Raw genomic sequence first — 18,073 nt, forward strand, 5'->3', positions numbered from 1 at the left:
GTGTGTCCGAGTGCCTTCGACGTCCTCGGTAACGCGTCCTGGTCAAGGCCCCGGGCGCACCCGGCCGTCCTGCGGGGGTCCGGTCGTCCCGTCACGGACGACCAGGACGACACACTCGGTGCCGGCATGAGTGTTCGCCGCGAGAACACGGCCCCAGCGGCCTGTCGAGGACTCCCCGGCCGGCCGCGTGGCCGTCACCGGTACACGCGCATCCCCCATGCGACCGGGGGCCGGACCGCTTTCATCGGGCCATCCGTCCGATTGCGGCCGTGCCGAGCTGGCACAGGCGGGAGCTTGCCCCCGGGTCAGCCCACGAGATCCGGCGCGCGCAGCATTTCGGACGGGATGCCCCAGGCGTCGACGAGGTCCACCGCGAGGGGCCGGACCTTACGGCAGAGGTCGTTCACCTCACGGCTGATCGCCTTGGAGCGCTGGACGGTCAGTCGGCCGTGCTCCATGAACCAGGCCCGGTCCGCCTCGATCGTCGACAGGGCGAACAGGTCGCACAGCAAGCCCAGCGCGACCTTGTTTCCGCTCGCGGGCAGCGCGCGCACCTTGTCGACGAACGCCTCCAGCACGAGCCGCTCGACGTGCGCGCGGGCGACCGCGATGACGTGGTCCTGGACCTGCGAGAAGACGGCGCCGGGACTGCGCTTCTGGTCGATCCCGCGCTTGAGCCGGCGGGCCACGCCGGCGAGCATGTGCTCCTCGCGGTAGCGGAGCATGGCGAGCTGGTATTCCGAGTCGAGCAGTCCGGCTTCCTGGTCCCACTCGTCGCCGCCCGGCAGCAGGTCACGTACCCGCTCGAGCAGCTTGTGGGCCGATGTCTTCTCGATGACCGTCTCGACCGCGAGGCTGGTGACGTAGCGGACCGTGCCGAGCTGGTCGAGGTCCTCGAATTCGCTCGCGTAGTGGGTGAGCAGGCCCTTGGCCACGAGCTGCAGCAGAACGTGGTTGTCGCCCTCGAAGGTGGTGAAGATGTCGCTGTCGGCCTTGAGGGCCGCGAATCGGTTGACGGCGAGATAGCCTGCGCCGCCGCACGCTTCACGGCACTCCTGGACGACCCGGGTGGCGTGCCAGGTAGCGAGTGCTTTGGTGCCGGCGGCCCGTGACTCCAGCCGGCGCCGCGCGTGCGCGTCGTCCTCGATCCCGGAGAAGACTTCGTGCAGTTGTGTACGCACGACGTCCTGCGCGAAGTGCAGGGCGTACGTGCGCGCGAGGAGCGGCAGCAGACGACGCTGATGCAGTCCGTAGTCGAGGAGCAACTGCTCCTCGGCGTCCGGAGTCGCCGCGAACTGACGGCGGCGCACCGCGTACTTGGTGGCGATCGCCAGGGCGACCTTGGCGGCGTTGACCCCGGCGCCGCCGACGCTGACGCGGCCCTGCACCAGCGTGCCGAGCATGGTGAAGAAGCGTCGGTCGGGGTTCTCGATCGGGCTCTCGTAGACGCCTTCGGTGGTGACGTCGGCGAACCGGTTGAGCAGCGCCTCGCGCGGCACCCGTACGCCGTCGAACCGGATGCGGCCGTTGTCGACCCCGTTGAGGCCCATCTTTCGGCCGTCGTCCTCGATGCGGACGCCGGGCGCCACCTCGGCTCCGGCCCGGATCGGCACGACGAAAGCGTGCACACCCTCGGACTTCCCGCCCACTTCCAGCTGGGCGAAGACGACCGCCAGCTCGGCGTGGCGGGCCGCGTTACCGATGTAGTCCTTGCTCGCCTGGTCTCCGGGAGTGGTGATGACGAACTCCCGGCCGACGGGGTCGTACTTCGCGAGGGTGCCGAGCGCCTGGACATTGGAACCGTGCCCGGTCTCGGTCATCGCGAAGCACCCCATCAGCTGCCCGGTGATCAGGTCCGGCAGATAGGCGTCGTGGTGTCGTCCGGTGCCCAGTTGGAGGATCGCGCCGCCGAAGAGTCCGAATTGGACACCGACCTTCACCAGCACCGACAGGTCGCCGAAGGCAAGCGTCTCGAACGCGGCGATCGAGGCTCCGATGTCGCCACCGCCACCGTACTCGCTCGGGAAACCCATGCCGGTCTGGCCCGTGGCAGCCATCTCGACCACGAGATCACGCACCCGCTCGCGAAACGCGTCGACGTCGAGCTCGTCGGCCTCCTCGAGAACGGATGCGTGCCTCACGAGGTTGGTCCGGACGAGGTCGCGGATCTCGGCGTACCCGCCGTCGAGTACCTCGGTCAGTGCCCGGACGTCGACCTCGGGCTGCACGTAACCGCTCGCAGCAGTGGATGTGTTGTCAGTGGCCATGCCACTTCGCTACCCCGCCCGGGAAGGATCAAGCGGTCGCCCGGCGCTCTCGGAGCCATACGGGGGAAGCCCGGGGGCCGTCCCTTCGCCCCGTCCCCAGCGGGCCGGTGTTTCCCGGGCGGAAGAACGCCTCCCTCCGTCCGGGCGCGCGATCAGGGTCTCACCAGCCGCGACGGTCGGCGATCAGTGCTCTGGGCCGGGGGTCCGGGCAGATGCGGGGCCGCAGCCGCTCAGGCCCGGCAGATCTCCTCGGGAAGCCCCGATGGCAGGCCGTGGCGCTCGTCCTGGGTGAGGTCGCGTCCGACGACCTCGCACAGGTGGTGTTTCCAGAGTTCGGGGTCGAGACGGATCAGGTCGAGACGGCCTCGTTCATCGTTCCCTCCCCCGAAACCCCCTTCGGACAGGGTCCGCAGCAGGGTCTTTCCGTCCTTGGTGGCTGCAACGAAGTACTGGTTCGCCGCGAAGTCGTACGTCTTGAAGCTGCTGGGGTCCGACAGTTGCTGGAAGCGCACGGAGCTTCCGTTGGCCACGTAGAACTCTCCGTCGTTCCCGGTGAAACTGAAGGTGAACCCGTCGCCGGTGAACCTGTCGTTCGAGCCGAGCGGCCCGAGTGGGCCGACCAGCCTGCTCGGCCGTTGCCCAGCCCCCGCCGACCACAGCTCCAGCATGCCGCCCGGCGTCTTCGCGGCTGCGTAGCGGCGGCTGGTGTCAAGAACGGCGGTTTCGACGTCCGGGCCGAGACGGACGCGTTTGCCCTTCTGCTCCTCGCCTGTGCCCAGATCGATGGTGTACAGCACGGGGTCGCCGTAGGCCGTGATCTGTGCGTGGCCCGCATCAGGGCGGCTGTTCAGTACGAAGTCCGGGCCTGAGGCCTTCCCGGTCGGGTCGGAGCGCTGTGGACGTCTCTCACCCAGCTTGAGGTCGCGGGCGTCGATGGTCTCGGACAGGCGGCTTCCGGTCCGGGCGTTCCAGTGCTCGATACGGCCGCCGGAGAGTGTCAGGAGCTCATCACCGCTCCGGAAGAAGATGAGCGTCATCGGGTCCCCGACTCCGCGCTCGTCGACAGGAGGCATGAGCGTGTTGATCTCCGCCACCTTCCTCAAGGACGGGATCTGCCGGACCAGGATCTTGTTCCGGCCGACCACGTCCGCCACGAGGGTTCCTGCGCCGTTGACCGTCAACGCGTTCTCCACTGCGGGGTCGACTGCCGCGAGTGGTTCGGGTCGCTTCACCGAGGAGGTGATCCGTCCGGAGGCCGCGTCGACGAGCGCCAGGGTTTCCCCGGTGTCGGGCTCGTCCCAGTGCTTTACACGGGCCAGCAGGGTCTTCCCGCCGTCGATCAGACGGGGCACGCCGACAATGATGTCGGAACCGTCGACATCACTCGGGGTCAGTGACAGAGCGGTCAGTGCGTCATTTCCGTCGGCGACTGTCAGGACGAGTGGCTGGTGTGCGTCCTGAAGGAGACGGCCGACGGTCTTCCCGTGCAGCGGGGCCTCGGACCGCTGCACGCGGCGGCCCTGACGGGCGTCGACGACTGTCCAGGTGTTGAATTCGCTCGCTGCGTAGCGCTCACCCTTCTCGTCGACGGCTATGGTTTCGCAACCAGCGGTCTCCCTCTTGTCGGTGTAGCTGCTCAGCACCCGGCCGTCCGTCACACGCAGGGCCTGGTAGACCTTGGTCTCCTCTTTCTCCACTTCGCGGCAGACGACCAGCACGCCGCCGTCTCCCGACAGGCCGATGCCCGAACCGTACGACGAACCGTTCTCGACATCATCCGCCAGCTCGCGAACCGTCCCTGTGCCGACATCCACGGCCGTCAACGAGGTTCGGGTCAGGTCGGTGCTGCTCTGGACGATGAGCGTGTCCTCGTCCTGCCCGTACCACACGGACTCGTCGTTCCAGGATGCCCGGCGGGGCACTTCTCGTCGGCGTTCCGTGGCCAGATCCCACACCCACAGCCGTCCGTCTGCCATCGTGGCCAGGTGCCCGGCGTCCGGTGAGAAGGCCATGAGGCCACTGTCCGTGCTCGCCAAGCCCATCAGGCCGGCGATTTCTTCGAACTGCGCGGCTTCGAGGGTGCGTGGGGCCCCGAGCAGGCCCTCCGGTTCGTCAGCAGTGAGGTCGACATCGTGCCAGGTGAACTTCCCTGTGGCCGAGACGTAGGCGACCCGCCGCCCGTCCCGGCCGACCAGCGGATGGAAGGCCATCTCGTCGAGACCGAGCTGGAGCCTTCGTGTCTCCCCGGCCCGACGTACGAACAACGTGGCGCGCCCGTTGTCGGACGTCGCCAGCGTCACCGTGCCGTCCACGCTCGTTGCCGCGCTTCGGATCTTCCCCTCGGTCCCGGTCAGCACCCACGCGGCTTCCTTGAACTGGTCGTACCTGCGGAGCACGGCGTTGCGGGCTTCATCCGTCGGCGCGATCTCGTAGGCCCCCATCGCGATCAGCGCGGCCTGTCCGGGATCCTGCTTCGCCACTTCGGCGGAGAGATTGGCCAGCAGACGCGATCGCCCCTCCGCCTCTCGTCCGATGCTGATGTGTTGCTGGTAGACGAGAAAGGTGCCGAGGCCCGCGATCAGGGCAAGCACCAGGGCGGCGGCGGTCCAGGCGGCGCGGATGCGCGCCCGGCGTCCACGCTGACGCTGTCGGGCGCGCTCAAGGAAATCGCGCTCATCCGAACCCAGCTCCCCCTCACGCTCCTTCAGCCAAACTTCGATGGAGGCCAGTTGCAGGGCGCCGGGCAGCAGGTCCGACGGTCTGTCCTCCTTCGTCCACCGTTTGTGGTCGTGGTTGAGCTCTGCCCGGCCGGCCAGGAATCTGCTGTCCGCCCGCACCTGCTCCTTCAACGCCGGCCAGACGTTGATCAACGTCTCATGCGCGAGTTCGGCGGTTTCCGATTCGTTCCTGCCACCGCGCAGCACCAGCAGTCGCCGTGCGGCGAACGACCTGGCGAGCTCCCACCCGGAGTCGCCTGCCTCTTCCCGGGTGAGCCTGCGGCGCAGTGGCGTATCGCTCCCGGGCAGCACCCTGACCAGGCCCCTGAGGAGTCGTTCGGCCGCGGCCTCGTCGTCCTCCCCGACGCAGCTCTTCCAGGCCTCGTCGCAGTGCTTCTCCAGTGCACCCTGCATCCCGTGCATCGCGTCGTACGCCGTCATGCGCAGCCGGCCGGCGAACTGCTCGTCCCACAGCTGCTTCAGCACGAAGCCGAGGAGGGGCATGCCTTCCGGTTCCTGGCACGCGTCGTCCAGGATGCGCTGAGCCAGTCCTGGGTCATAGGTCACCGCCGGGGCCTTGTCCAGCGGCTTGGTGATCACTTCGCCGAGCTGCTCCCGGGTCATCGGTGTAAGCGGGAGAGTCCTGCTGTTCCGCACCAGGGAGCCGAGCCTGGGGTGTTTGAGCGCCGCATCCATGAAGTCGGAACGAAGTGTGACCAGCAGCCGTGATCCGGTACCCGCACCACCTCGTGGGAAGAGCAGCCGGGCGGCTTCGTCGGTCTCCGCCTCGGCTCGGTCCAGGAGGGCCTCGGCCTGGTCGAGAACGACGAGGTACTTGCCGCCCGCCCTGCCTCGCAGACGGTCCAGCGTGTCCACGAGGCCCTTGTCCGCGAGCCACCCCTCCACCTGATCGACGCTTTCCGCCCTCTGGTCCCCGTACCGCCCCGTACGAGCGGCCTCGTAGAGGTCGGTGGCCAGTCCGGCCGACAAGGACCCTTCGATCCCCGCGTTCACCACCACCGCGTCGTAGTTCTCCCCGTTGTCCCGCCGCATCCTGGGCACCACGCCCGCCAGAGCCATCGAGGACTTCCCGCAGCCCGACGGCCCGCAGAGGATGACGGCGGGGTGGTCCCCCTTCAGCGCTGTGACCACTTCCTCGATGTCGGCGCTGCGCCCGAAGAAGATCTCCTCGTCGCTCTCCTGGAAGGCGGCCAGGCCACGGAAGGGGTCCCGGGTCAGGGCGCGAGCAAGGTCGGGCAGCTTCTGCAGTACCGCTTTCACACTGATCGCGAAGGCCTGCTGGGTGTCGTCCTGCTTCCTCTGGGCCGCGACGACGATGCCGACCACCGCACCCCGCTGATCGTCCCAGACAGGGCTGCCGCTGTAGCCCGCGGTGACGTGAGCCGTACGTGTGTCGGCTCGGGAGAGCTGGATCCAGTCTCCCGACGACTTCCCGCTGAGTTCCCCGCGGTGCCAGACCATGCCCAGCTCACCGTCGGGGAATCCGACGGTGCGCACCGGGCGGCGCGAGAGCTCGTCGGAGCCGGCTACAGGCAGTGGGCGTGTACCGGGCACCGGCTCGCGCAGTCGTAGGACCGCCAAGTCACCGCGGTGCTCGGGCTCCTCCGGTATCCACTGCTCGACCTCGGCGGTGAAGTGCTCCCCTCCGGCCCCTTCGGCGAGGGGGAAGTCGAGCCGCACCGTGGTTCCGACGGCGACCGCGAGGTCTCGCCCCCTGTCCTGCGCGTCCGATACGACATGTGCACAGGTCAACACCCGGTCCGGGGTGACGAGTACGCCTCCTCCGACGATCGCGCCGTTCACTCCCCGGACCCGGACGACCGCCGCGTTCAGAGTCTCGTCGGCACCCCGTGCGTCATCCCCCGTCACCGCGACCTCCACATTCCCCAGCGAGCCGGTCAGGTCAACCTAGCTGGCTGCGGGCTCACTCGGATTCTCCGTGTCACTTCCGTGCCACGTCAGGCTCACGGAGAAGTTGGCCGCCGTCGCGGTACTGGCGATGACCACGTCCGCCTCGGCCGACAGCGACACACCGAACTCCAGCGTGATCTCGTCCGGTGCGTTCGCCATCCCCCGGAACCTGCCCACGAAGCTCTCCGCCACCGGCCGCACGGTGTCCAGCATCTGTCCGAACGACCGCTCCGCCCGGGCTACGGAGCGGCCTCCGCGCCCCACTCTCACAAGGGACTCGTCCACCTCACGGATCTGGACCCGGATCGTTTCGCCGCTGTCGTCCCCCAACGGCACCTCAACTGTGTGGACAGGGCGTTCACTCACGGCAACCTCCAGCACTAGGAGTCGGGATCATAGCGAAAGCCGAGGCGACGGGCCGTCGCACGGCAACGAAGAGGTTCGGGCTTCCGATCTACGGGCCGCTCCGGCCGTACGAGAGACGCCGGGCGAGCTCGCTGCCGACAGCACCTCACACAGCGGAGTGCCGGGAAGACGACTCCTCGGCCGGGCGGACCCGGCGGCCGCCCACCTCGACGGTAGGCGTCGGCACGACAGCATGGGAGTGGTGTGCGTCGAGGGTGTGACGAGCCGCTCTCGCCGGCCCCACAGGTCGCCGGGCCGACGCCGTTGCAGTGGGACCGCACCTCGGTGTGTGACCGGCGCACCACGCCGAGGTTCCTTCAGCGGCGGGGACGTCGTGACCAGGAGTGACGGACGTACAGGTGAGGCTGACGAAAACCGGGGAATAAGTGGCGACAGACGATGGGAGGTTGCCATGGATGGCAGAGATCTGGAACTTGGCGAGCTTCTGGCCGCAGCGGAGTCCGCGCCGCCCGGGGAGTCCGTCGGCGTGCTCGCGCACGACCTGCGCAAGCGCTTCGGGGCGGAATGCGTGTCGTTCCTGTTCGTCGATCTCATGGAGCAGCGGCTGCTGCGCCTGAACGCACCCACCGAGGGTGACATGGCGGACGCTGCGGAACCGATCGAGTTGCAGGGCAGCATCTACGACTCCGTTCTCCGCAGCCAGTGCCAGCACGTGGAACCGGATGGTCAGGGCGGACGGTGCGTGATCTCGCCTGTGAGCAATCGCGGCGACTGCATCGGTCTGCTGGAGGTGACACTGCAGTACGCCGACGACACCGTGCTCGGACAGATCAGGGACGCAGCCCACGCGCTGGCCTACATCATCGTCACGGACAGCCGCTTCACCGACCTGTACCACGCCGGCCGCCGCACCACTCGGACCAGCCTGGCCGCGGAGATCCAGCATCAGCTGCTCCCCTCGGCCTCCTGCTGCGAGGCTCCCCAGTTCACCCTCGCCGCAGGTCTTGTCCCGGCCGACGACATCGGCGGCGACACCTACGACTACACCCTCGACCGGGACACGCTGCATCTGTCCATCACCGATGCCATGGGCCACGACACCGAGTCGGCCCTGCTGGCCACGTTGGTCACGGGTGCGTTGCGCGGAGCCCGGCGCACGGGCTGCGACGCCCTCGATCAGGCCCATCGCGCCCACGAGGCACTGCTGAGTCACAGTCGTGGGCTGGCCACCGGACAACTGCTGTGCATCCGGCTCGAGACGGGCACGTGCGAACTGGTCAACGCAGGGCATCCCTGGCCTCTGCGCCTGCGGGACGGCGCTGCCGAAGCCGAGGAGGTCCAGCTGGCCGTCAACCTGCCGTTCGGCGTGGCAGCCCCCACCTCCTATCAACTCCAGGAGCTTCAGCTGCACCCCGGCGACCGCCTGGTCCTGCTCACCGACGGCATGCAGGAACGCGGTGCCGCCGCCGTCGATCTGGCCTCTCTCGTGCGCGAGACCCGCGCCTCGCACCCCAGGGAGGCCGTCCGCGCAATGACCACAGCGGTACTGGCTGCCTGCCGGGGCAACCTCAACGACGACGCCTCAGTCGTCATCCTGGACTGGCACGGCACCGAAGGGTCCGCTCCGCGAGGTGCTCGCGCACCGGGATGACCCGCTCCGGCTGCGTGGCGTCCGGCAATGGCGGCTTGCCCCGGCCTCCGGGGGAGGACACACACTCCGGCACGTCGTGAAGACCGCTTCGACGACTGCCCGAAGACCCCGATGACGCCCCGGCCACGGTGCGCGTACACGGTGCGGAGCCAACCGCTGCGCGGTGTCCGCGGCATCCGGTGCCGCCGGAGTCAGCCCGACTTCGGCGGCTTCTGTGTGTCGAAGGCGAAGAGGGTGTTCTCGGCCGCGGCGACGATCACCGCACGGCCCGCAACGGTCACGCGGGGGCTCGCGCCCTGCTCACCCGTGAAACCATCGGCCTGCGGATCCGTCGTCCACAGCTGTCTGCCGTCGTGCGGCGACAGCGCGACCACCCGCCCGGTGGCCGAGCTGAAGTACAGCGCGCCCGCATCCGCGACGGGGCCCGACGCGCCCTCCACGCCCGTCTGCCGTGCCCACTTCTTCCGGCCGGTCGCGGGGTCGAGCGCAGTGACGAGACCGGTCTGCCCGCTCACGTAGACGGTGCCGTCCGACATGCCGGGCGTCCCCTCGTACGTCTTGGCCAGTCGGGCGTACGTGACCTTCCGCGAGGCCGGGTCGACCCGCGCCACCCCGTCGTACCCGGTCAGCGCGGTTCCCTCCATGTGCGCCTGAAGGAGTACGAGCCCGCCGTCGTCGACGCCCACCGGGACGGCGGGGCCGTCGACCGCGATGGGCCCGCCCAGTGTCCCCGAGGCGCGGTCGACCACGTACAGGGTGGGGTGACTCACCTCCGAGGCATCCACTTCCGCATCCGTCGCGCACATCGCGAGGAGCTGTGGGCCCGTCATGACGGGAGCACACTGTGTGCCCGCGGGGAACGATGTCGTCCAAGTGACCTCGCCGCTGTGCGCGTCCCGGGCCTCGAAGCGGGAGTTGGAAGCGTCGACCGTCACGACGGCCGAGCCGGCCACCGTGGCGTCCTGGCTCCGGCCCGTGACGGCCGTCGACTGGGCGCCGGTCGGCACGGACCAGAGCTCCCGGCCGTTGTCCGCGTCGATGGCCACCACCTCGCTGGAAGGGTCCTGCGGGGCGTCCTGGGCGGCGAAGCGGTATCCGAGCACCGTGTCGTCGGTGACGCCCACAAGGTGCATGCCCTGGACGGGGACGCCCGGACTCTCCGCCCTCCATACCTGCGAGCCGTCCGTGGCCCTGATCCGGGTCGCGACGACACCGCCGCCGCCGCAGAACAGCGCGTCGTCACGCGCGACACAACGCAGTTCGTCGGGGATGCCCTCGCCACCGCTCTCCACGGTCCTGCGCCACGGCTCGAAGCCGTCCGGCAGGGCGGCAACCGGGGCCGCGACGCTGTTGCCCTTCTCACCGCCGCCGTTCTCCCCGAAGCCGCCCGCCTTCAGCGCGGCGACTCCCCCACCGATCGCTGCCACAGCTACCGCGGCCGCGAGCACAGGACGCCATCGGCGACGCAGACGACGGCCGACGGGAGTGCTCCCCGTACCGGGACCGGCCGGGTCGGTGGCCCGGGTGTGCGGGGCGGCCGGCTTCGCGAGGTGCTGCAGGGTGACCGTGTCGCGGGTGCGGCCCGCACCGTCGCCGCCGCCGTCGGTCCCACCGAGGTCGGCCGGCAGGTCCCGCAGCAGCACGAGGAGTTCGTCCGCCGAAGGCCGCCCCTCGGGGTCCTTGTCCAGGCAGGACTCGACGACCGCGCGCAATGCCACCGGGACGGCACCGAGCGACGGCTCCTCGTGCACCACCTGGTACGCCGACAAGTAGGGGCTGTCCGCGTCGAAGGGCCCGTGGCCTGTCGCCGAGTACACGAGCAGCGTCCCGAGCGAGAAGACATCGGACCGCGGCCCGACACCACGGGGCGCCTGCAACTGCTCCGGCGACATGAAGGGCGGCGTACCTATGACCCGCCCGGTCATCGTCAGCGTCTGCTGGTCCGCGGCGCGCGAGATGCCGAAGTCGATGACGCGCGGGCCCTCGGGCGAGAGCACGACGTTCGACGGCTTCAGGTCACGGTGGACCACCCCCACCCGATGGATGTCACGCAGCGCCTCCGCCAGCCCGATGGCGAGTCTCCTCAGCTCCGCTCCGTCCAGTGGGCCCTTCGTGGCGATGCGCTGGGCGAGCGTGTGCCCCTCGATGTAGGTCGTCGCCATCCACGGCTGCTCGGCCTCAGGTGCGGCGTCGACCACGGCGGCGGTGAACGCGCCACTCACCCGCCTCGCCGCCGCCACTTCCTGCCGGAAACGGATGCGGAACTCCTCGTCTCCCGCGAACTGCTGGTGGATCAGTTTGATCGCGACAGGTCGCCCCGAACTCGTACGGGCCAGAAAGACCGTGCCCATGCCACCCGAGCCGAGCCGCGCCTCAAGTGGATAGCCGCCGATCTCGGCTGGATCACCTCCGCGCAGCGACACTCTTCCCGACCTCCCGTTCCCCGTGCACCTTGCCACCACGGGCCTGCGTACCTGTCCTGCATACAAACTAGCCGCAGGGCGTCACAGCAGAGCGAAGCGGGTGACGACAGGGAGCTGAGGGCTGTTCCCGCCGTACTCCACGAAGTCGAACGTGCGTGTGCCCGGCGGCCTGTCGTCGAAGGAGGCCAGGTGAACGTCTGCACCGGGAAACGAGCCCGGCTGTTGCTGGCGCGGGCGCAGGTCCGTGGCGCGGCTCCGCGCCCCCTCAGCCGAACAGGGCGACGGCGATCGAGACGGGGACGCCCACCACGACCGCGAGGACGAGAGCGGCGATCTCGGTGGCGATGAAAACCAGGAAGTAGTCACCGTTGTGGCTCCACGTGGCGTCCCTCGCGCAGGCGCGGAACGACAGCGACAGGGCGAGGAACGGTCCGAGGATCATCCCGGTGACGGCGACCCACGTACCCAGCGCGTAGCCCGACAGCTCGTGGGCCCTGCCTCTCACCATTCGCACCTCCACGGTGTTACCGGGCTCGTGCGACCGGGCGGCCTTGTCCAGCGTGATCTGACGTTCGGGTTCGCCCCCCGACCGAGGCGTGTACGTGCCGGTGCAGTTGGTGCCGTCCTGATAGCCCTGCCAGTCGGTGACCTCGTAGCAAGAGGAGATCCTCACGACGCCGTCCACGGGGCCGAGCCCCAGGACGGCTGCCAGGTGAGGTGCCGGAAGCAGCCAGATCAGCCACCCGGCGACAGCGAGACTGACCACCGCTCCGGTCAGGCCCACCCTCCGCTCCCACGTCCCTTCCGCTCGCGCCACACCGTCTCCCCTCCTGGAAGGCGACCGTCACGCAGACCGCCCGCGAGGTGTTCGGCTTCCTGGACCGACCACGACTCTCCCACCGACTACGGCGTCGCGAGTCCGTGGTTTCCCTGACGTGCCGTACGTAGTCCAGGGTGTGTGAGGTCGGCCGCCCGGCCACTCCACCGAGCCCTCGGCAGCGGATGCTGCGAGGATCGCCGGGCGACCGGAGAAGGTGGAGGGCGAACTGCCCGCCTGTGACGACAGCCTGCTCGACGGCTCGGATCCCGCCCCCTCGGGCAGATGCAGGTCTTCCTCTCGATTGATTCCCCGTCTCGGCCGAGCTGCTCCATTCCGAGGCCGAGGGAGACACGGTGAGCGGGGCCGGGGCGTCGGGCAGTCCTCGGCCTTCGGCTCAGGTGCCGTCCCGCGAGCAGCGCCGGTCTCGTACCGCGACGGCATCACGACACCGGTGGCAGGCCAGGTGCCGTTCCTGCCCTCGGACCGGGCGCGTCGGTGAGCCGCAGCCGGGCGCCCAGGGTCGAAACCCCGGCTCCCGGACCGGGGATGCCAGGGACTGCGGCTGCGGCTGCGGTGTCAGCCTGCTGAAGTATCCTGCCCGCCACCGCACACCGACTCGGAGGACCAAGAGAATTGTCCCGCCTTTCTGCCTTCCCGCTGCCCTTCCATGCCTCTCGTTCCATATCGTTCGCGACACCCAGAACGCTGCGGGAACTCCAGATGATGCAGTGCAGCTCGCATATCCGGGCGAAGCCGGGGTGGTTCGACAAGATGAACGACGCCGGCATCGTCGCCAGGTGGACGCGAGAAGCGGTCGCCCAAGGGCTCACCGAAGCGCAGGTCAGTTACGTGCTCGCAGAACTCGTGCATTACGCGGCGCTGCGGGACGGACGAACCGGCATCGAGGTGTCCGCCGTCGACGGGGTGTGGCAGTCGGACACACTGGTCGACGACAAGCTCAGATCCCGGCTGCGCGAGGCGGTCCGGGTTCTGGAACAGGTCCCGGAAACAGAACGGGACTGGCATCCCGGATCCGACGGCCAGGTGCTCGATCTGGTGCATCCCTCACTGTTCTGCTTGGTGAGAGAGGTGAGCGGTGCGCCCGAGCGGGCTTGGCAGAACCCGACGGACCGCTACTCGAAGTACGAGTTCTCGGAGAAGTTCCAGTGGCTGCCCACGGACGTCGACATCAGTGCCGACGGCGATGTCACCTTCCGTTCGTACGTCAACAACGTCCACCCCGAGACTCATCACGAACTGGCATCCGTCCTGCCGGACTTGTTCGCGCGCTTCCGCCCGCTGCTGGAGAACGTGCTCACCGATCTTCACCATCCGAGGCCCCTGCGGATCGAGGCCGATCCCTATGGGTGGTACGACTCGGAGCCGGAACATCCGGACAAGTCATCATTCAGCGATGACGGGGCCTACGCGGAAGCCCTCCGCGCATGGGAGGAGGCCCAGGACGACTGGTGGGAGAACCGTCGCCCCGTGGTCCCGGACGCCCCGTCCTTCACCCCGCCCGAGTTGCTCGATGAATCCGCCCGAGTCGACCTGCGCGGCCGTCGTCTCCAGGTCATCGTCAAGCTCGCCACCATTCACCTCACCCCGGACAAGCCCGAGTACGACGGCGGTTCCTGGCATGTCGAGGGGATGATGAACGAGCGGATCGTCTCGACCGGCATCTACTACTGGGACAGCGAGAACATCACCGAGAGCCGACTGGGCTTCCGGGCCGCACTCGACGATCCGGACTACGAGCAGAACGACGACAACGGTCTCCGTGAGGTCTACGGCCTGGAGGACGAAGACGCACTGAACCAGACGCTGGGATCGGCATCGACCCCAGCCGGCCGCTGCCTGGCGTTCCCGAACATCCTGCAACACCGTGTCAGCTCGTTCCGCCTCACGGACCCGGCCCGCCCGGGATATCGCAAGATTCTCGCGTTCTTCCTGGTCGACCCGTCGGAAAAGATCGTCTCTACATCCGATGTGCCACCGCAGCAACCTTGGTCCGACACCTCGACCATGACGCTTGAACGCGCCAAGGACTATCGCGAACAGCTCATGCGGGAACGCAAGTTCTTCGTCGACGAGCACAACGAGCAGCTCTACGAACGCGAATTCTCCCTCTGCGAGCACTGAACCTCTTCCGTCCCGAATGCGTTCGGGTGAGAAGAGTGAGGACGGCCTGGTGACAGCCCCGATGCAGATGCCCCGTCGGAGCGGTCGCCAGGCTTTCGGCATCCTCCGGGCCCTCCGGCCCCTCGGGCAAGGTGGTGCGGGTTTCACCGATGGCGCCCGGCCGTCCCACGAGCTCACCCCGGGTCACTTCCGCCCGGAGGTCAGCTGACGTCCTCACCATGCCGAGGCTTCGGAGCGCCCGGTGGTACGAAGCACGCGGTGATGGTCTTTCCCGACGCCTGCGGATGCGTGGCCCAGCCGTCGGCGAGCGCGTCGACGATGGCCAGTCCGCGCCCCCCGGTCGTCGTGAGGTCTTCGGGCTGCTTGGCGGGGGGCAGGGGATCGGAGTCGTGGACACTCACGTGCAGGCAGTGACTGTCCCAGGTGAGAACCAGCTGGGCATCGCTGTGCGCGTGCACGTGCGCGTTGGTGATCAGCTCGGAGACACTGAGCAGAATCGAGTCCACCACTTCGGGGGCAGCCTTGGTCCACTCCAAGGAAGCCAGGTGGTCCCGCGTCCACCGGCGGCCGGCCCGCACCCCTTGTGACACCGGAAACGACTGAGCCCATCCCATCGCCCGCAGCGATGTGTCCTTCGCCATCGGCCCTCCCTCACTCCGCTCTCCTCACCCCTACTACCCCAGTCTTCGACGCGCACCCCGGTCAGCTCCCGCAGCGCCCTCCATCGCACCGTCCTCCACTCCGCCGGACTTCGCGCGTCGAGTGACCTGAGGGGCGGATCCGCCCGGGGAAATGAGCGGCAGGGTCCCCCTGGTGCGCGGTACGGTGCGCCGATGTCAGCGATCAAGAAGTTCCAAGTCACCTTCGACTGCGCAGAACCTGGGCGTCTCGCCCGCTTCTGGTGTGAAGTGCTGGGGTACGTCGCACCAGAACCGCCGGAGGGGTTCACCACGTGGGACGATTTCAACCGCACCCTGCCCCCTGAGAAGCAGGATTCGTGGTTCGCCTGCAGTGATCCCTCCGGCGTGGGCCCGCGCCTGTACTTCCAGCGCGTCCCCGAAGGAAGAACCGTCAAGAACCGGGTGCATCTCGACGTCCGGGCCGGCACCGGACTCGTGGGGGACGAGCGCCTCGCCACGCTCGAGGCCGAGTGCGCACGACTGGTCGCGCTCGGTGCGACACACGTACAGACGCTGTACGCCGATGGGGAGAACGAGTCGTGCATCCCGATGCTGGACATCGAGGGCAACGAGTTCTGTATCGACTGAACCCACTCCGAGACGGGGAGGTGGGGATCCACCGGGTCCGCCTCCCCTGGGCCCCTGGGCGCAGCGCTGCCCGCCCTCACGCGATCCAGGGTTCCGGATGACGCCGGCCCGGGGTGTGGACGGCAGTCCCGCGGCGGGGCCACCGTCATCGCGGTGCGGACCGGTCACTCGGCGGCCGACGCCTCGGAGACGTCGGTCATGCGCCTGCCGACGCGGGCTGTGGTCTCGCGCAGCCAGATGTGGGCCGCGTCGTGCGTGTGTACCGGATGCCACCACATCGCCTCCCGCAGCGGCACCGCTTCGTACGGGGGCTCCACTGTCCGCACGGCGGCGAGCGGTGCCAGGAGCCTGGCCAGGCGTGCCTGGATCAGGGCGATGCGCCGCGTACCCGCGACCAGCAGCGGCAGCAGCTGAAAGCTGTCGACGGACACCTCCACGCGCGGCTCGATGCCGAGCACGCCGAGCTGGCGTACGGCTGGAGCGTCGTAGGTCCGCTGGTAGGTGACCCAGGGCAACCGTCCCAGATCGCCCAGGGTGAGCCGGTCGTCCACGTCCGGATGGTCGTCCGCGATGAGGAACGCGCAGCCGGCGAGCCGACCATCCTCGCCCAGCCGCCGTTTTCAGCGTTCAGGACGCGGACCGGAGCCTGCGTCTCTTTCAGGCTCGGCGCTCAGTGTTGCGCAGCCCCGTCAGGAGAATGTGGAGCAGATGCTCGGCTCGTCGGGGTGCGGCTTCGTCCGTGCGCGTGAGCAGCTGGTAGATGACGGAGCCGATGAGGGCGTCGGCGACCGCTTCGAGGTCGGCGTCGGCACGGAATTCGCCGCTCTCCACTCCTGCACGGAGGCGGCTCACGATGATCTCGTACTGCGTGCGGGTGTGCTGCCGGTAGAGGTTCTCGGCGTCGTGCGGGCTTTCTGCGGCGGCAGCGACCAGGGCGAGGACCATCGCCGCATGGTGCGGGTCGCCGACCGACGCCGCGTACGCCCGGAACCAGTCGGTCAGTTGCTGAGTGGTGGTGCCGGTGACGTGTTTCCCGGGCGGGACCATGCCGGGCACCGAGGCGAGGAAGCTGTGCATCACGGCATCGGCGACCAGGGCGGCCCTGGAGGACCAGCGGCGATAGACCGTCGGCTTGCCCACCCCGGCGGCGACGGCGACCTTCTCCATCGAGAGCCCCGCATAGCCGTCGCGCAGAACGACATCCCGTGCCGCTTTGAGGATGGCGTCGTCCCGCGTCGCATCCCTGGGCCTTCCGGGCCGTCGAACCTCGTCCATGGCACCCCATCCTACGAGTAGGATTCAATTACGAAACGTACCGTAACGTTTATAGGAGGGGCTCATGGGCACGAACGTGGTCGTCGTCATCGGCGCAGGCGGAATGGGTCAGGCCATTGCCCGGCGCCAGGGCCCGGGCAACAAGGTGCTGCTTGCCGACTTCGACGAGAAGACGCTCGCCGGCGTCGCGGATCTGCTGCGCGGCCAGGGGCACGACATCGTCACCCGGGCGGTCGACGTTTCGTCGCCGCCCTCGGTCACCGCCCTCGCGAACACCGCCGCGCAGCTCGGACCCGTCACCCAGGTCGTGCACACGGCCGGCCTCTCTCCCGTTCAGGCCTCCGCCGCCGCAGTCCTGAAGGTGGATCTGCTGGGTACGGCGCTGATCATCGAGGAGTTCGGTCGGGTCATCGCTCCGGGTGGCGCCGGTGTGGTGATCTCCAGCATGGCAAGTCACATGCTCCCGGCCCCTCTGAGCGCGGAGCAGGAGAATGCGCTCGCCCACACCCCGGCCGAGGATCTGCTGAACCTGCCCTTCACAGACCCCGAAGTCCTGGGACAGGGCACCTACGGTCTGGCGAAGTACGGCAACCGGCTTCGCGTCCAGGCAGCCAGCGCCTCTTGGGGTGCGCGGGGAGCCCGCATCAACTCCATCAGCCCCGGCGTGATCGCCACCCCCATGGGGCGACAGGAACTCGACGGGGACAACGGCCGGACCATGCGTGCCATGATCGCCGCGTCGGGCACCGGCCGCATGGGCACTCCCGACGACATCGCCGCAGCTGCCGCCTTCCTGCTCGGCCCCGACGCGTCCTTCATCACCGGAAACGACCTGCTCGTCGACGGCGGTGTCGTCGCGGCCATCCGCGCCGGCCGTCTCGCTCCGGCGGCCTGACGACTGCACGACCTGACGACCTGAGGAGCTGACGACCTGGCGACCTGGCGACCTGGCGACCTGGCGACGGAGCGTATGTGACACCGAGTCGACGCGCCTTCGGTGGCCCAGGGCTCGTCACGGCCTGTTCGGCCGGGTGGACTCACCCGACTCCTTCGCGCTCGTACGTGTGAAACACCGACCTCGGCCGATCCTCCTGGCGCGAAGCAGATGGCCGGCCGGGGCGGTGTGAGGGTGGCGCGCCGTTCGCCACGGTGGACCACGGGATGGCCGCGAGTGCTCCTCGCTCTTTCAGGAAGGTCCCGCTTCTGACTCCG

11 protein-coding genes and 1 pseudogene are annotated in these 18,073 nt (G+C 68.8%); 4 read left to right on the forward strand and 8 right to left on the reverse strand.

Annotation, left to right across the window (positions count from 1 at the left end; genetic code table 11):
* Positions 1–305: 305 nt before the first annotated feature.
* From HED23_RS19780 to HED23_RS19790, 3 genes are all read right to left on the reverse strand, one after another.
* On the reverse strand, positions 306–2,267 hold the full coding sequence (locus HED23_RS19780; RefSeq protein ID WP_203184737.1) for an acyl-CoA dehydrogenase family protein: 1,962 nt from the start codon (positions 2,265–2,267) through the stop codon (positions 306–308).
* 230 nt (positions 2,268–2,497) lie between these two features.
* On the reverse strand, positions 2,498–6,874 hold the full coding sequence (locus HED23_RS19785) for a S1 family peptidase (protein WP_203184738.1): 4,377 nt from the start codon (positions 6,872–6,874) through the stop codon (positions 2,498–2,500).
* A 39-nt stretch (positions 6,875–6,913) separates the two neighbouring features.
* Positions 6,914–7,282 (reverse strand): CU044_2847 family protein, encoded by a 369-nt coding sequence (locus HED23_RS19790; protein ID WP_203184739.1) that lies wholly within the window; start codon positions 7,280–7,282, stop codon positions 6,914–6,916.
* A 451-nt stretch (positions 7,283–7,733) separates the two neighbouring features.
* Here HED23_RS19790 and HED23_RS19795 point away from each other — a divergent pair, with 451 nt between their 5' ends.
* Positions 7,734–8,933: a PP2C family protein-serine/threonine phosphatase gene (locus tag HED23_RS19795; RefSeq protein ID WP_203184740.1), complete on the forward strand. Its 1,200-nt coding sequence runs from the start codon at positions 7,734–7,736 to the stop codon at positions 8,931–8,933.
* Positions 8,934–9,124: 191 nt separating this feature from the next.
* On the opposite strand, the gene HED23_RS19800 is transcribed toward HED23_RS19795, so the two are convergent.
* Entirely contained in the window at positions 9,125–11,356 is a 2,232-nt protein-coding gene (locus HED23_RS19800) for a serine/threonine-protein kinase (RefSeq protein WP_203184741.1), read from the reverse strand.
* Positions 11,357–11,621: 265 nt separating this feature from the next.
* Entirely contained in the window at positions 11,622–12,173 is a 552-nt protein-coding gene (locus tag HED23_RS19805) for a hypothetical protein (protein WP_238442045.1), read from the reverse strand.
* A gap of 636 nt (positions 12,174–12,809) precedes the next feature.
* On the opposite strand from HED23_RS19805, the gene HED23_RS19810 reads away from it, so the two are divergent.
* Entirely contained in the window at positions 12,810–14,318 is a 1,509-nt protein-coding gene (locus HED23_RS19810) for a DUF4246 domain-containing protein (protein ID WP_203184742.1), read from the forward strand.
* A gap of 200 nt (positions 14,319–14,518) precedes the next feature.
* Here HED23_RS19810 and HED23_RS19815 read toward each other — a convergent pair whose 3' ends face one another.
* Positions 14,519–14,959, reverse strand: coding sequence for an ATP-binding protein (locus tag HED23_RS19815; protein WP_203184743.1), 441 nt, complete (start codon positions 14,957–14,959; stop codon positions 14,519–14,521).
* A 192-nt stretch (positions 14,960–15,151) separates the two neighbouring features.
* Here HED23_RS19815 and HED23_RS19820 point away from each other — a divergent pair, with 192 nt between their 5' ends.
* Complete coding sequence (locus tag HED23_RS19820; protein ID WP_203184744.1) at positions 15,152–15,586, forward strand: VOC family protein; 435 nt, start codon at positions 15,152–15,154, stop codon at positions 15,584–15,586.
* A gap of 164 nt (positions 15,587–15,750) precedes the next feature.
* Here the strand turns inward: HED23_RS19820 and HED23_RS19825 are convergent.
* Positions 15,751–16,164 (reverse strand): annotated as a pseudogene (locus tag HED23_RS19825) (LysR family transcriptional regulator); the annotation flags it as partial.
* 79 nt (positions 16,165–16,243) lie between these two features.
* Entirely contained in the window at positions 16,244–16,861 is a 618-nt protein-coding gene (locus HED23_RS19830) for a TetR/AcrR family transcriptional regulator (protein ID WP_203184745.1), read from the reverse strand.
* Positions 16,862–16,925: 64 nt separating this feature from the next.
* Here HED23_RS19830 and HED23_RS19835 point away from each other — a divergent pair, with 64 nt between their 5' ends.
* Positions 16,926–17,756 carry an SDR family oxidoreductase gene (locus tag HED23_RS19835; RefSeq protein WP_203184746.1) on the forward strand — a complete coding sequence of 277 codons (831 nt, stop codon included), beginning with the start codon at positions 16,926–16,928 and terminating at the stop codon, positions 17,754–17,756.
* Positions 17,757–18,073: the final 317 nt, after the last annotated feature.

Origin of the sequence: Streptomyces pratensis (genome assembly GCF_016804005.1) — a bacterium.
GTDB lineage: Bacteria > Actinomycetota > Actinomycetes > Streptomycetales > Streptomycetaceae > Streptomyces > Streptomyces pratensis_A.

Excerpts from the sequence above, each read along its gene's own strand:
- HED23_RS19780 (WP_203184737.1), bottom strand. The coding sequence starts at position 2,267 with ATGGCCACTGACAACACATCCACTGCTGCGAGCGGTTACGTGCAGCCC.
- HED23_RS19795 (WP_203184740.1), top strand. The coding sequence starts at position 7,734 with ATGGATGGCAGAGATCTGGAACTTGGCGAGCTTCTGGCCGCAGCGGAG.
- HED23_RS19815 (WP_203184743.1), bottom strand. The coding sequence starts at position 14,959 with ATGGCGAAGGACACATCGCTGCGGGCGATGGGATGGGCTCAGTCGTTT.
- HED23_RS19820 (WP_203184744.1), top strand. The coding sequence starts at position 15,152 with ATGTCAGCGATCAAGAAGTTCCAAGTCACCTTCGACTGCGCAGAACCT.
- HED23_RS19830 (WP_203184745.1), bottom strand. The coding sequence starts at position 16,861 with ATGGACGAGGTTCGACGGCCCGGAAGGCCCAGGGATGCGACGCGGGAC.
- HED23_RS19835 (WP_203184746.1), top strand. The coding sequence starts at position 16,926 with ATGGGCACGAACGTGGTCGTCGTCATCGGCGCAGGCGGAATGGGTCAG.